At 40.0% G+C, this 15,935-nt stretch carries 8 protein-coding genes; 5 read left to right on the top strand and 3 right to left on the bottom strand.

The window, feature by feature from the left end:
- Nucleotides 1-10 precede the first annotated feature (10 nt).
- Genes E7Z59_RS11610 through E7Z59_RS11600 form a run of 3 tightly spaced genes read right to left on the bottom strand, consistent with a single transcriptional unit; the run spans nucleotide 11 to nucleotide 9,503 of the window.
- Nucleotides 11-3,598 carry a hypothetical protein gene (locus E7Z59_RS11610; RefSeq protein ID WP_136336517.1) on the bottom strand — a complete coding sequence of 1,196 codons (3,588 nt, stop codon included), beginning with the start codon at nucleotides 3,596-3,598 and terminating at the stop codon, nucleotides 11-13.
- On the bottom strand, nucleotides 3,595-7,125 hold the full coding sequence (locus E7Z59_RS11605) for a DUF6603 domain-containing protein (RefSeq protein WP_136336516.1): 3,531 nt from the start codon (nucleotides 7,123-7,125) through the stop codon (nucleotides 3,595-3,597). Before E7Z59_RS11605 ends, E7Z59_RS11610 begins: the two co-directional genes overlap by 4 nt.
- Before the next feature lie 2 nt (nucleotides 7,126-7,127).
- Nucleotides 7,128-9,503 carry a M64 family metallopeptidase gene (locus E7Z59_RS11600; RefSeq protein ID WP_136336515.1) on the bottom strand — a complete coding sequence of 792 codons (2,376 nt, stop codon included), beginning with the start codon at nucleotides 9,501-9,503 and terminating at the stop codon, nucleotides 7,128-7,130.
- A gap of 593 nt (nucleotides 9,504-10,096) precedes the next feature.
- Here E7Z59_RS11600 and E7Z59_RS11595 point away from each other — a divergent pair.
- Genes E7Z59_RS11595 through E7Z59_RS11575 form a run of 5 tightly spaced genes read left to right on the top strand, consistent with a single transcriptional unit; the run spans nucleotide 10,097 to nucleotide 15,934 of the window.
- Nucleotides 10,097-10,861 carry a DUF4145 domain-containing protein gene (locus E7Z59_RS11595; protein ID WP_136336514.1) on the top strand — a complete coding sequence of 255 codons (765 nt, stop codon included), beginning with the start codon at nucleotides 10,097-10,099 and terminating at the stop codon, nucleotides 10,859-10,861.
- A 50-nt stretch (nucleotides 10,862-10,911) separates the two neighbouring features.
- Entirely contained in the window at nucleotides 10,912-12,387 is a 1,476-nt protein-coding gene (locus tag E7Z59_RS11590) for a type I restriction-modification system subunit M (RefSeq protein ID WP_136336513.1), read from the top strand.
- Nucleotides 12,384-13,547: a restriction endonuclease subunit S gene (locus E7Z59_RS11585; protein WP_136336512.1), complete on the top strand. Its 1,164-nt coding sequence runs from the start codon at nucleotides 12,384-12,386 to the stop codon at nucleotides 13,545-13,547. The genes E7Z59_RS11590 and E7Z59_RS11585 overlap by 4 nt, the downstream gene beginning before the upstream one ends.
- Before the next feature lie 10 nt (nucleotides 13,548-13,557).
- Entirely contained in the window at nucleotides 13,558-14,394 is an 837-nt protein-coding gene (locus E7Z59_RS11580) for an EcsC family protein (protein ID WP_136336511.1), read from the top strand.
- 37 nt (nucleotides 14,395-14,431) lie between these two features.
- Nucleotides 14,432-15,934, top strand: a complete 1,503-nt coding sequence (locus E7Z59_RS11575; RefSeq protein WP_136336510.1) for an HRDC domain-containing protein — start codon at nucleotides 14,432-14,434, stop codon at nucleotides 15,932-15,934.
- Nucleotide 15,935: the final 1 nt, after the last annotated feature.

Genomic DNA, 15,935 nt, shown 5'->3' with positions numbered 1-15,935 from the left:
ATCTAGAGATTTAGCTGATGTTTGGGGTATCGGGTAACATTTCGCAGCCATGCACGCCTACAAGGACAGGTACTTGATAAAGTATGTATGCTAATTCTGCAGCATTTATTTCATGAGACCAGACTATCGTCTTATCTTCATTTTGTTGATCCTGCTTTTCAATAGCTGCAACACCTAAATCCTTATTTGCTGTGATCCGGATTGGATCTTCCGAGATCCGTATATGTTCCCCGGGTGATACAGTTGGCTGCAGATCATTCCAACTCATATCATTCCATATATCAATTTTATTTTCCTCAACATTTCCTCCTGCGCCAATATCAAGACCAAAACGAGGTTCGCCGGGACGCTCCTTGATGATAAAAAACCAACCCGGATCATCCCAGTTAATCGTTGCAGCGCAATTTGAATTTACGGCCACACTTTCCTTCCCGGTCCCCCCTTTTGCTTCACATACAGTAAGATCGAATCCGAAGAAGTAAATATCGGGATCTACTTTCGCTTCGTAAAGAGGTGATTTTATAAGGTTTTTAGGTGGATTATCCTCCATACCTTCTGGTATCGGGGCCAACATACGTTCCTTCGTGGGATCAATAATCTGATCATCATTTAATACAGGGTTACCTTCTTCATCTCTCCAAACTGCCTTATGAGCATAAATAACCGCCGTTGGATACTTTTTGAGCAATTCTCCCCTAATCACTAAAACCACCTCCTCTTCTGTATCACCAGGTAATTCCCTGTTATCATGATCTCCGAGATTTGAGTATTTAGACCAGTAATGCAAAGGTTTTATGTCTTTGAGCTCCTCTTTTAAAATATGCTGATGTGCTACCGTTAATAATTTCTTGTCATTTGGAACTTCGTTATCTAGTAAAAGGTCATAGTACTCTTGTAATTCCGGCATCTTACGCTCTCCAAGTATTTTCTCATATCTGGCCTTTAACGAAGCCTCAGTTATTGTTTGGTCATCAAGAAATCCGCTCACTTCCCAAAACTGTCTGAAGTAACTGCCACGCTGATCAGTGGGATACTCTCTCCATAAAAGTTCTCTAGCGAATTCATGATTTAGGCCAACCATGTATGCTTCAATAAATTTTTGATTTGTTTCAAGAATTGAAATACTGTTTTGTTCTATAAAATTAATATTGGGTAGAAATAATTCTGCAGAATGATCAATAAGCGGTTTATACATTGGAAGATCGAATTTGGGGTAAGCCATCGCTTCAACGAACTCTTCTTTTTGTTGATTTTTTATAAAAGGTGGAATTATTACCCCGTTAAACAGCCATCTTGAAACACTTACATTTGGATCTAATTTTTCAAAAACCGCATTGTTCACGCTCTTAATATTCAGAGGTTTTCTTTTATCTACCTTTCCCAGTTGTTTACTTTCCTGAATTGTCGTGTTATTAACGCTTAAAGCATTTTTAAATCGGATTGCTTCCTCACTATCCGAGTCACCTACAGATGGTTCAAAGTTTTCATCAGGTCTGGAAATTCGGAAATCCGGACTTTTAGGTAATTCATCAATTACTTCAGAAGTTTTACTTTCTTCGGAAAGCAACTCCAGGTATTTAACCCGATTTGCCCATTGATCGAGTAACCTATAGGCATATAATATGCCGGCAACAACCAATCCTCCGATTGCAGTAATTACAGTTGAAAAGGAAAGAAATATTAAAAGTACGACCAGAACCAGGGCTACAAGCAATAACATCCATTTTATCCAAGAGTGATTTTTAAGTAGATCAAGTAGAAAATCCGGAGCATTCTTCGGTTTTAATTCCTCAACCAATTTTTCTGTTGTCTGAATACCTCTGGGAACTTCTTTCGGTGGTGCTGCACTAACTTTACCAGAGTTTATCCTTTCAATGAGGTTGTCCCGGTTTTGAGATTGGGTAAAACCAATTCTTTTGGAGAATTTACCTCTTGGCCTCAAATACTGTCTCATTTGGATTGAGGTAGCTGCTGATGTGAGAGGACTTATGCGTTTTTGGTGATAAACAGTGAATCCCTCCGAAATTACCCGATGGTGGACTGGAGAGGAAAAGTTCAACCATTTTCCAGGTCTTTTTTCCTGTATTGGTTTTAAATGGAGGTTATACCAAATTTGTGCAGTTGACGCAGCAAATTGACTTTCTCTAATTTTTTTATTAGCCTTAACCACGTCTCCAATTTGTTCCCAGGCACCCTTCATATATTCTTCCTGATTCTCCTGCACGACTTTTGTTCCAAAACCTGCAGCCACCCTCCATCGCGGGTCAAGATTCAATTCATGCACCCAATTATTATTTGGGGCTTTATCAGTATTATCACGTTCTTTTAATAATCTCCGGTTTAAGGCGTGCCATCTCCCATACAAAGGGGCAGTTATTAAGGGGTCAGGATTATTCTTAATGTCATATTCCTGGTCAAGATCAATAGCTTCTACCTCTTGATCTATCTCAGCATTTTCATGGACAGTTTTTACTACATTTTCCTCGTAATTATCAGACAGGTTTATAAAATTCGCTATGTTCTTTTGGAAGCTATGGGGGTAAATCGAAGGATCTTTGGGGTCGGCCCAGTTTTCATATTTGTTTACTTCACTTAGTTCCTCTCTTGTGTAGTACGTGTCGGGCACTTTAAGAGCCCCGCCCAACTTTAAAATACCGTGTAATTTTTGCTCTTCTAATGCATCGGATTCATCTCTGATCCCCTTTAAATTTGCACCTGGACGCTGTACATCCATATCACGCAGACCTACTCTGCTGTCTACAGGTTTAGGTTCTAAAAGGCGTACCAAATACTCAAAATCTCCTACGGTTCCAGTTCTAAAATACCAACGATGATAATAGGGTAATTGAAGTTCAGACAAACTTTCTGTATCCCAAGCCAAAGTATCATGGGCAATCACGTCGGGATTTTCTCCTAAACCTGCAAGGCGCCCACTCTCAAAAACAGGAACAAGAAAGGCATGATAAGCCTCTTTATCTTCTAATCTTCTAGGACAGACAATTCTGGAATAGGCCAGATCAGGATCTTCTTTTAATAGGTTCTCTAACCTTGAAGAAATAACCTCATCCTCATTCGAGGTGAATTTATCATCTATAAGATTCCTGTTTACATGCACATGAGCCCATGCCCAAGACTGTTGGGAATTTGGCAATACGGCATCTTCATTTAATACTATGTAAGGTGAAGGCCTGTCCTTATTATTCTTTCCATCGCTAAACTCGCCTTCCTTAAGTACTACCAATGCCAACCAGGGAAGCAATCGATGATTACCTGGGTTCGACATGGGAGAATAACGCCAGGGCAGGTCTTCCTCGTAAAAATCAATATAGGGTAGATAATTAGGTTCAAAATTTGTTATTCCGTTTCTTGGCTCTACCTTGATAATTGCCTTGCTGTCTATGCCAGTTATGTCTCCGGGTCCATAAATTTGAATTTCTTTAGAAATGGTTCGGGTTATATTTCCACTACCATTGATTTGTTCGCCATGTATTTCAAGATTCACAGGGATAGTCGCTCTACTGCCTGATTGACCAGTGATTTGATTGGCTATGCCATCCCGTAACCAGGGAAGAAAAGTATATGTTGCTATTTCACTCATGCGGCATCATTTATTTCTGTGTTGGGAACTACATGTATTTCCGAAGCAAGGTTTGGATTGTGCTTGGTTTGTCTGTTTAGATAATCCCTTGCACTGGCCCAACTGCTAAAATTTGTCATAGGCAATCCGGCCTCATCTTTTATAGGTTTATTGTCCGCTATATTGGCCACACTAAAGCCTTGTGGCTGTACTTTAATCCCAACTGGGCTTGGATTAATATTGGTTTTATAACTTTTGGAGAGGGTGGATTTACTCACAGAATTATTTTTAAGAAAATGTCCGAAAAGGGCATTTTCAAGGATTGCGTAAATTCCAAGAATATTATCGAAGAATGGTATACTATAACGCTTGTAGTTGTTATCTAAGATAACTGTCTCATACCGAATGACCCGCTTCACCGCCATACTTGTCTTCTGCTGACTCCCTTTGGTTTGGAGCGTTTTTCCACCGTCATACCATTCAAAGCCCGGGCTCGATAATCGTTCTGCTTTATCTATTTCCAAGAATTCTCCAGGAGCGAATTGCTCCTTGAAATTCTCGGTCGTTAAATTGCCGCCTCCATTTACTGAAGCAGTAATAAAGATCCTGTTGACATCCCCAGGCTTTTGATTTCCCAGCTTGTCCAAGTCCATATTAAGTGGCAACTTGCGTTGACTGATCTTTAATTTACCCATAGGGTGGAGTACTAGTGGGCTTAGCTCTGTCTCTGCAGTTTCTTCTGATGGTGGCTGTTCTTCGCCTAGCTTCCTTAGAGCAACTAGCATACTTCGACCTTCAGGCATTAACGCCTCCCAGTTTGTAATGGCTTCGTACTCTTTTTCAATCAGAGGCAAAATCTCAATGGGCGGAAGTTCTGTCTGCCGCTCCTCGCCCCAGGTCTCATCGATATTAATTTTGATAGTTGGACCAAGCCACGTAATTTTCCATTTGGCCTGTCCCTGAATGTGCCACTTGGAAGGTCCTTCCAGCATACCACTAATTGAGATGCTGAACAGACCAAACCCAAATACCTTTACAGATAAGCCGACAGAAAACTCGAATATGAAATAAAAAGGATCAAATTGGAATAGCGCATCAAAACTTAGGTGTCCTTCCACATTCACCGCACTAAAGCCAAAAAACAATTCAGCCCTGGCTCCGAATTGAGCCGTATTCGAAGTAACTGCGAAGTACCCCTCGATACGTACCCGAGCCATGGATTCATTTAATATATTCACAGCTACTCTGGGTGGACTCGGAAATGGTAAAGGCGGTGGAGTGTATCTCGGATGGAAGCCACCTATACTTACAACAAAATTTGACTCCTCACCCCAGTTCACCAATAGCCCCATACCCCCTTCAATGGTGATAAAAAGTATTCTTGAATCGAATAGTTCTGCGTAGAACCACAATAACTTATTCGATGGCTCGATCCTTCCGATGAAGTTCACCTGGAGTCTTAAAACATCGGCTTCTTCATCTGGCAACACCACCTTCAGTACTCCAAGTATGGTAATATATACATCCGGAAATTCGATAATCACTCCAAGAGAAAGACTTAGCAGAGTGGGTGTACCATACCCGATCCTGGCCATTGGGCCAACTAAAAAGGCATCAGCAGTGGTAGGGAAAAATGTTCTTAAATCACTGATGATTCTTGGGGCATTAGCCACAACATCTTCAGGAAACATTATGCGGTCGGCAGCTCCGGTTCGAATCCCTTCTTTTAATGGATCTATATTTACCGAACGATTTAAACCTAAAATTCCACCTACACCTAATAAGGTAAAACCAAATCCTAATTGAATCCCTGTCCCGAATTCTACCGTGATGATGATGATCATTGAGAATCCCTTGGAACCATCAGGCATTTTGGTAGTAATTAACCCAATAGCTTTCAGAGCTATCCATTCACTAAATACCAATTCAAGCGCACCGCCATATTCCTCACGATCGTAATCAAAGAAAAGATATCCTCCTCCTTTTACAGCTCCGGCATCGATTGAAAGTCCAACGCCATTTGGAGGTTTGAATCCTATATCTAAATTTAGTGGTCCCAAGTTACCACCACCCAATTCTGGAAATGAGAAAGTAGCAAGAATTCCTATATTTTCAACAATTACCCGAATAGGGCCAATATTGGCATTAATATTTGCGCCTATGTTTATCGGAAGTCTCCCATCTTTTGGTAAAACTCCAATAACCAGGCTCTGAATCACTAATGGACCAAATTCAATATGTGATGGTATAATAATCTCTAGTCCCCCACTCCCTCTAAAATAAACTCCGCGTTTAGTAGAATAACCCAATGATAAATCTAGACTAGCTGAAATTCCGTCTTCTGGCAGTATTTTTTGTAAAAATCCATCCCCATCATCACCTGATATGATCAATTCTAAATCATCTAGGTTTAGTTCAGTGTAAAGATCAAGTTCATCCGATGCGTCTACAATTATACCTCCTTTCCCAGATAGACTCTTCATTTGCAATCTTGATCCCTCATCCTCTCCCAAAAGTATAATTGGTTGAGCACTATCTTTGGCAATTTTAAGGGATAGCTCTATAGAGCCTTTAGCCGTTTGAGCTACATCCACATCATTAAACCCCTTTATGAGTTCAAGACCTGTATCTGGCCTTAATTTAAGACCTATTCCACCTGTTATTATTAGATCAGTTGTGAAATCAAAAATTATATAATCGTTCACCCTAAAATCTCTTTCTAGCTCACCATTTACATAAGGTATTAGGATAAAACCAGGCAGCTTACCTCCAGAATTAGGTAATTCCATTATAACGACACCAGCATTTGCCAAACCATTTGAAGAACTAGAATCAAAGAATGGGATATTAATTCCATATAGAACAATCCCTTCTTGATCATCTCCGATCAATGACATTGCAGTGAAATCATCAATTTCTTCAAGAAAAGCACTTATTCCAATTGCTCTAAAGTAGGATAATAGCGTCTCTAGAATCTCAAGTGATTTTAAATCATTTTGCCCCCAGTTGTAAACATTTTTAAAAACTACCAGAGGGTCTTCAATAACCTTCTCAATATTTCCCCATTTGAATGAAATTCGTTTATGTGCTGGATGTAGCTCAGATGCATTAACGAATTCTGTATTCAAAATCCCAAGAGCCTTTAATGCAAAACCGATTGATGGACGAACAGTAATTAAATAATTGGCGAGAAGGTAATCGATAAGCTGTTTTGGAAAAATTTCTGCAAAATTCGCTGCCGTAAGATTTGCATCATAAGTACTTGATTCAAGTCCTTGAATAGATTCATTTAATCTTTTAATTGCTTTAAGACCCTCTTGATAATCATTCTCGGTAGCTATCTTTTCATGAACCTTATCTATTATCGAGATCAATGTAGATATGGATCCCCCTAAATTTGCTATAGGCTCAGGAACATTGTCCACTTGCCACCCCAACTGACGCATAAAACTTTTAAAATCATCCAAAGACCTTAGTGCTTCATTCAAAGGGAGGAAAGTGCTTCCTAATTCCCTTATTAAAATGTTTAAAGTTCCATTTTCAGACATGGTTACATAGGATAATATAAGTTAATAAGCGGTAATTTCTCTGGGTTTACACTATTCACTATCACGTACTTGTCAACAAATGAAAACTCAATATCCTTTTGTAGAGGAATAAATATTGGCACATAATGTAAAACAGGGAGGGTGCCAATAAGCGTTATTAAAGATCCCATCGTCCTCATCCTTCCTGTACCGCTAGGCCGATAAACCCTACAATTATAAGTACCTCCTCCTTCGTAAAGTCCAATCGTTTCAGTTCTAAATCTTGGATAATTGAAGTTACTTATCCCAGAATCTGGAACACCATTGGCTCTATCACATCTCGCACAATTTTTTTTCCTTGCGAAAGGAAGACCTGTACTGTTGAGATGTGTGATAATTGCAGGATCAATAACGCTAAGTATATTACCCGTTAAATCCTTTAATGGAATAAATAATTGACTCTTGGCTGGTAATTGTGAAACATTTGATGGTTGACCTCCCTTTAAAATCACATCTTCACCTGAAACACTATCAATGGTTAACGGACCTAACTGGAAGTAGGTAGAGGAATTATTATGTTGATTAATATCTTTGTGCCTTAAAAATACTTCTGTGCCAGCAGGCAGCACTCCCCAAGAATTAGCAGTTGAAGAATCTCTTAATTTAACTTTTACTCCATCAACACCAATTTTTTGAATTTGGTTTTTAATTACAGAAAGCTTTTCAATTCGAGGCCAATTCCATGGAATTTTGGTTCCTACAATTTTAATTCCCGTGCTATCCTGAACTTTGCCAAAATGTGTTAAATTTATAAATCGGTCAATCTTTTTTGTCTGTGAAATGTTTGCGATATCAATTCCATGATGACTTGGATCGTCATATCCTTCATATTCATCCCCTAAATCAAATGAATGTGCGAACTCATGAGCGATGGTTGAAGAAATCGCACCAATAAATGTTTGTTTATCATTAATGGATGGTACATGATCGATTAAATTTCCATTAAAATTTATAATATAACGTTTGGATTTTCCTATAGAGGTTGCAATTCTTCCATAATTAGTCCCCCCTCTAATATCATCATTTACTAAAATACAGACCAAACTTTCATCATTTCCACCAGAAAGCCAAGTAGAATGAATATCAAAATTTGGATCTCCAGCAGCTAATCCTGGGACTCGTAGCGATTTAATATATTCGTTAAGTGGCCTAAAATAGTTCCAATCACTAAATAATCTACGTCGATCTGGTGATGTCCTTCGAACAGGCCCGGGTATGTACCAATTTTTAACTGAAAGACTTGTGTCTCTGCTATGATTTCTTTCTCCCCATCTAACTCCCATTTTGAATCCCAACAAAGAATCCTTTGCTTGCATATATCCAATTATACGCTGTGAGTTCCACTGTCTGAAAACGTTGTTAGTCAATAAGTCTTCATCAAAACCTGGAATAGACTTCCATGCCAATTTAGCTTCATTAATTGAATTTGGACTTGCTGAATCAGGTAGCCCAACAAATTGTACAAGCTGTTGAAAATTATAGTTTGGATTAGGTGTGCAAGAACCAGTAAAGGATGGCACAGGAAATCCTTTTGATTGAACTGGCATTGATGGTGTAACTCCAGATTCAGAAGATGATTCAAATGCCACCCATACATTAAAATCATCTCTCAATACATTGTATGGCACCTGATTTGGAGAATTAAAAAGATTATCTACTACACCAGTTACAACATGATCAAAAAGACTCCTATCCGCAATTGTTGAAAATCCTTCTCCCAAAAAGAGAATGTTCATTTTATCTTTAAAATCCCCTGATCCATATACCCTATCCAAAATTGGCCTTTCCTTTTGAAATGCGTCACTTACACGAGCTATTATAGTACTACTTGCCGCTCCAAAAGACACAGTAATATTTGCAGAATCACCGGTTGAACCCTCTCCTTTTATTCTTCCTTCTCCATCAACAGAAATTTTTGTACTATCATTTGAACTCCAATTTAAAAAAGGGTGCGATGAGATATCTCCGAAGGAATTGTCAGTAAATTTGGCATAAACAGTTAACACATAATTATCCGCTCCTGAACGTATTGTTGCCTGATTATTTCCTATCCAAATTTCATTAATATTTTCTTTAACCATTACCCGAACCAAACCATCGGTAATATTTACCCCATCTGTATGTCGAACTCTTCCAATGGTCTCCCCTACTGCAATAGCCGTAACCTTTCCATTAACAATAGTAGCAATAGAGCTATTAAAATCATGATATTCAGTACCATCTGCTGAAGTGTTTAAAATTGTACTAGGATTATTATAATCCCGGACACTCAACTGCATTGTTTGACCTACAAGTAAAAAAATACTTGAAGTAGGGTATATCTGAATCCATGATGCCATATCGTCCTAAGAAATTTCAATCCATTTAAAGAATACTTATTAAAAGCATTCTTAAAAATGTAAATACATATACTTTTAGAAATTGATTTAAGACGTAATTTTTCGATCTCAGGCCTTATGAGCCGCGGCACTCCATTTAAAATCCACTGAAAATCAATTAGTTGTTTCACCTTAATTTACAAACAAATTAGAAACAAATTATATGTTATAGGAATTTCTCGATAAACGACGAGTTTCCATTTAACCATTGAGACATTGCTTTGTAGTATGAAATTCTAATGCCTAGCCGTAATCACATTTACTTTTCAATTAGTGCAAAGGTTTACATAGCTTATTAAAATCTTTCGTAAATAATTCGTAAAGAAATCAAACTTATTGGAACTCCTCTACATCAAAAATCATGTTAATGCCGCATTGTAAACGTAATAACATGAGTCCTAACACTGGGCTGCAATCCTAATAAATAACCTTTTTTACCGCTTAATATTCCGCTTCATTTTTTAATAAGAATTTCATGTTTTGATCGCAATTACATCTGAAAAAATTATTTTTACCAAAATCGACAATCTTACCAACCTTAAAAAAATTATCCCATGGAATTCAGTCAAGAAGAATTTGAACAATATGTTAAAAATAATTATCCAGTATTATTTGAAGGAGACCTGAGTGGTGTAGAAAACCTACCGGGAAATTGCAATTTTTGTAATCGAGAGGTTTTTTTAAAACTTTATGGAAAAAGGTATCATAATCCTTATAGTTCAGCCTTCCCTTTGTTTGAAATTTTTCATTTGGAGTGTCCCTCTTGCAGAAGGAAATCCTTCATCCATGCGATTGCAATTTATACCACTATTGAAGACGAAAATGAGGATGAACGTGATATAGTGCAACATTACCGGCTATTTAATCTGCCCGAAAAAGAATATCAAAATGAACTAAAAGACATTCCTGAAGAGTATGAATTACTCAGAAATTGTGCAAGGGAAGCTATGTTTTGTATGGCCCACTCAAAATATACTAGTGCAACTATCATGTTTAGAAGAGCGATTCAAATAATGGCCGCTAATATTCTTGGTGCACCTAAGGGCACCTTAGCCCGGCAATTGAATTGGCTTAAGAGTAACGAAAATCGATTAAAAATTGATTTAACGGAGGTGTTTCATGAGAACTCCCACATCATTAAGGAAATCGGAAATCAAGGAGCGCATCCAGAGGATGAAATAAGTCTACAAGATTTCACTAAGGAAGAAATGGATTTACTACATGATTTATTCCAATCAACTATATCAGAAGTCTTCATAAAGCCTGCCCTATTAAAATCAATTCAAGACGAATTAAAGCAACGAAGAAGAATAAAATAGTATTCAATTAATAATTTTTAGCGACCAACATAATTTACAAATTCAAATAAATGATCACAGGAGAATTAAAATCACAAGTTGACAAAATATGGGAATCCTTCTGGACGGGAGGGATTTCCAATCCGCTTACCGTTATTGAGCAGTTTACCTACCTGCTCTTTATCCGCCGGCTGGATGAGATCCAGACCCTGGAGGAGAAGAAAGCGGCCATGATCAAAAAACCTGTAGACCGTGTCATTTATGCCGAAGATCAACAGGATCTGCGTTGGAGCTCCTTTAAAAACAAAGACCCGGAGGTGATGTTCGAATTGTTTACCAAATCTTCTGAGGGCAGGCTCACCGCATTTGAGCACATGAAACAAGTAGGAGCCGAAAATGGCATCTTTGCCAAATACATGAGCGGGGCCACCTTTATGATCCCTACTCCCCGACTCCTGGACCAGGTGGTACAGCTTATCGACAAGATCAAAATGGACGACCGCGATACCAAGGGAGATACCTATGAGTACTTGCTGTCTAAGATCGCGACATCGGGTACCAACGGACAGTTCCGTACGCCCCGACATATTATCAAGATGATGGTAGAGATGGTACAGCCCAAAAAGGAAGACACCATCTGTGATCCATCAGCCGGTTCTGCCGGATTTCTTGTAGCCTCCGGAGAATATGTACATGAACATCATAAAGAATGGTTCAACGATAAAACCTTCCGGGAGCATTACAACAGTGATATGTTCACCGGGATCGAATTTGACAGCACCATGCTGCGTATCGGGGCCATGAACCTGCAACTGCACGGGATAGAAAATCCGACCCTGATCGGGAAGGATGCCCTGAGTGAGGGAAATGCCGATCTACGGGATCAGTTCTCTTTGATCCTGGCGAATCCGCCCTTTAAGGGAAGCCTAGACTACGATGGAGTGGAAAGCTCCATTCTGAAGACTGTGAAGTCTAAAAAGACCGAGCTTTTGTTTTTAGGATTGATGTTGCGGATGCTGAAAACCGGGGGACGTTGTGCTGTAATTGTACCCGACGGGGTATTATTTGGTAGTTCTAAGGCCCATAAGCAGATTCGCAGTGAGATCATCGAAAATCATAAACTTGATGCGGTAATTTCCATGCCTAGCGGGGTGTTTAAACCCTACGCCGGGGTAAGTACGGCCGCGCTATTCTTTACCAAAACCGGAACGGGAGGCACGGACAAGGTATGGTTCTATGATATGGAAGCCGATGGCTTTAGTCTGGACGACAAGCGGGCGCCGGTAAAGGAAAGTGATATTCCCGATATCATCTCCCGTTTCCACAACCTAGAAGGAGAAGCCGAGCGCAAGCGCACGAAAAAAAGCTTTATGGTGCCTTTAAAGGAGATTGAGGCCAACGACTGGGACCTGTCGATTAACCGGTATAAAGAAATTGTGTATAAAGAAGTGGAGTATGAATCTCCAGAGGAGATTATTAAAGCCATTGAAAAGCTGGATCAAGAAAGAAACGAGGCATTACTTAATCTTAAAAATCTAATTGTATGACATGGGATAAAGTAATCTCTAGCGAAGTATTGGATATCAGAGATGGAACACACGACAGTCCTAAATATAAAGCCGATGGATATCCTCTAATTACCTCAAAGAATTTAAAATTTGGAAAGATTGATTTAAATGATATTAATCTAATTTCTGAAGAAGATTACAAATCTATAAACAGAAGGTCTAAGGTAGATAAAGGAGATATACTTTATTCAATGATTGGTTCCATAGGAAATTATGCTTTGATAGAAGATTCTCCTAATTTCGCTATCAAAAATGTAGCTCTTTTTAAATTTAAAGATGATCGGTTATTCAATAGATATTTTCTTCATTTATTAAATTCTCCTATAATAAACAGGCAAATAGAAAAATCTATGCTTGGGGGAACACAAAAATTTGTGTCTCTAAAAATTCTGAGAAACTTAACAATTCCTCTCCCCCCGATCGAGCAGCAAAAAAAGATCGCGGCGATTTTAGATGCGGCCGATGCCTACCGCCAAAAAACCAAAGGACTGATCGAAAAATATGACGCCCTCGCCCAAAGCCTGTTTCTGGAGCTATTTGGGGACCCGGCAACAAATCCGAAAGGGTGGGATAAAATTAAACTAGGACAACTTCATAAAATAAGTTCAGGCGGAACACCAAGTAGAAAAAAGCCTGAGTTTTATCAAAACGGTAAAATAGCCTGGGTTAAAACAGGAGAACTGAAAGCAATGTATGCCTTAAATCCTTCGGAATACATTACACAAGAGGCACTGGATAATTCAAGTGCTAAATTATTCCCTATTAACACTCTATTGATTGCCATGTATGGTGCTACAATCGGTGCATGTAGTATTCTTAAATTTGAAGCTGCTACTAATCAAGCTTGTGCTGCATTACTTCCAACTGAAAAAATAAATGTAGTATTTGAATATTTCTATTTCAAACTATATAAACAGGAATTAATAAAGATGGGAGTTGGAGGAGCCCAACCGAACATATCAGCTGGGATTTTGAAAAATATACTAATCTACTATCCACCAATTGACCTACAAAATCAGTTTGCGGAATATATTAAGGCAATAGAAAATCAAAAAAACATAGCTAAGAAAGAATATGAAAAATCTGAAGACCTCTTCAACAGCCTCCTTCAAAAGGCGTTTAAGGGAGAGCTAGTCTAAATCTTCACCCATGGAAAGATCAGGCCCTGAAATATCCAAATCTGACCTGCAACGCATCGCAGATGCCAGGAGCTCCCTGGAGAACCCTGGGTGGATGATCAAAGCTGTGAATTCCATCGGGATACCCATAGAATCCCTTGGGAAAAGAGTGCCTACGTTCATGCAAACCAAAATACAGGTGGCTATCGAAAAAACGCTTCAGGGTATTATCAAAGCTAATTTGCTCACCATTCAGAAAGGCAAGGTGTTCTCCAAACCTAAGAACAGTTTCTATAAGGGGGTCGTGGGGGTTTCCGGAGCAGCCAGTGGCTTCCTGGGCTCCACCACCGGTATCGGTACCGCCGCCTTTATAACCGAACTGGGATTGTCGACCCAATTAATGATGCGATCCATCATGGATATCGCCCGAAGTCATGGCGAAGACCTTTACGATCACAAAACCCAACTCGCCTGTATGGAGGTCTTTGCCCTTGGAGGCACCTCCAAAGACGATGACGGAGCGGAAACCAGCTACTACGCCACGCGCTATGCCCTGACCGCCGCTTTAGGCCAGATCAACAAAACTACCCTGAACAAAACCCTTGGCCTTGCTATGGGGTATGCCAACACCATAGGGATCGAAGCCCTTAGCAGGTTTGTGGCCATGATCGCCGGCCGGTTCAGTACCGTGGCCTCCGAAAAGTTTATTGCCCAATCGATTCCCATTTTGGGCGCTGCCGGCGGTAGCGGACTCAATGTGCTGTTTATTCATCATTTTCAAAAAATGGGCGATGCCCATTTTACCCTCCGGAATATGGAACGCAAATACGGAGAGGAGGCCGTGAAAGCCGCGTATTACAAATCCTGACTAAAACCACCCCAATCAACAGAACACCAACCACCAAATGAACATCAAACTCACCAATACCGAATTCAACTTTTCATATTTCAATAACGTCCTCACTACCGAACCTGCTGGTGCTCTGGATTTGAATCAGCTTATCGAAATCATCCAACACGGCTACCTGAAGGACGAGATCACCGAACTCCGACAGGCCACCGACAAGGAGGTTCGCGGCAACATCAAAAGATCGCGGATCCCTGCTGTGACCCTTTCCGGAATTTTTACTGAACGGAACAGCAGGGGGCTTCAGCAGCACAGCGGATTGATGCAGATCGACATCGACTCCTTAACTGACTACCAGAAGGTATTCGATCAGCTTAAGCAGGACCCATACACCTATGTTTGCTTTCGCAGTCCGTCAGGATCAGGGATCAAGGTAATCGTGAAGACCCTTAAGTCGGAAGACACCCATGTTGCCCAATTCAATGCCTTAGAGCAGTATTACCTCAACACCTATAACATCATTATAGATAAGGCTTGTAAAGACGTTTCACGGCTTATGCTGCTTTCCTGGGATCCAGACATGTATTGCCATCCGAAGGCTGAGGTTTTCAAGAAGGAGCACACGCCTCAAAAACCTAAACCGGTTCACAAAAAAATTCTCAACAAACAGATCATTCCTGTTGCTCATGGAGATGCCACAGAGATCATCGAACACATTACCGCTGCCGTGGAAGAACATCAAATCGACATCACACAGTTTTATGGCGATTGGATTCGTATGGGTTATGCGCTTGCCACGGAATTGGGAGAAGAAGGCCGTTCCCATTTCCACAGGATTTCATCTTTCCACCCGGAATATAAGGCGGATGTATGCGACCGGAAATTCGACTACTTCATCAGCAATAATAATGGCAGTGCCCGAATAGGCTCTTTGATTTATCAGGCCAAAGAATATGGATTAGACCTGCAACTTCCCGGAAGGATTCATCTTCCAAAGGAAAAGGAAACGGTGATGGCAGAACCGGACCCGGTATATGTTGAGAAACCCATCCTCGAGCAACTCCACGAGAAACGCGCCAAAATAGCTAAATCAAAAAAGTGCCCACCACACCTCATAGTCAACAACGAAACCCTGATCGAAATGGCAGATAAGCTCCCCACCACCCAGGAGGAGTTTATCGCTATCAAGGGCATAGGTTTACAGAAAACTGAGCAATATGCGCCCGATTTCCTGCCAGTGATAAGAAAACACAAAGGAATAAAAGGGCGTTTGGAATTAAAGTTTACCCAGAAATTCAAAGAGCAACAGTCGGATGCCCATAAACTGAACACCCGGGAGAAGGAATGTTATGAAGCCTTAAGGGCGCTTCGCCGGGAGTTAAGCAAGGAAGCCAAACTGTCACCCGGCTATGTGTTCAGTAACAATACCCTGATGGAGCTCATTCAGCGCAAACCAAAAACAAAAGAAGAGCTTCTCGTCATCAAGGGAATCGGTAAGCGCAAAGTAGATTGGTTTGGTCAGGATATTATTAATATTTTAGATGAAGAATACGTTGAGTAAT

Origin of the sequence: Robertkochia marina (genome assembly GCF_004799345.1) — a bacterium.
GTDB lineage: Bacteria > Bacteroidota > Bacteroidia > Flavobacteriales > Flavobacteriaceae > Robertkochia > Robertkochia marina.
This window is presented reverse-complemented; position numbering and strand designations above follow the sequence as displayed.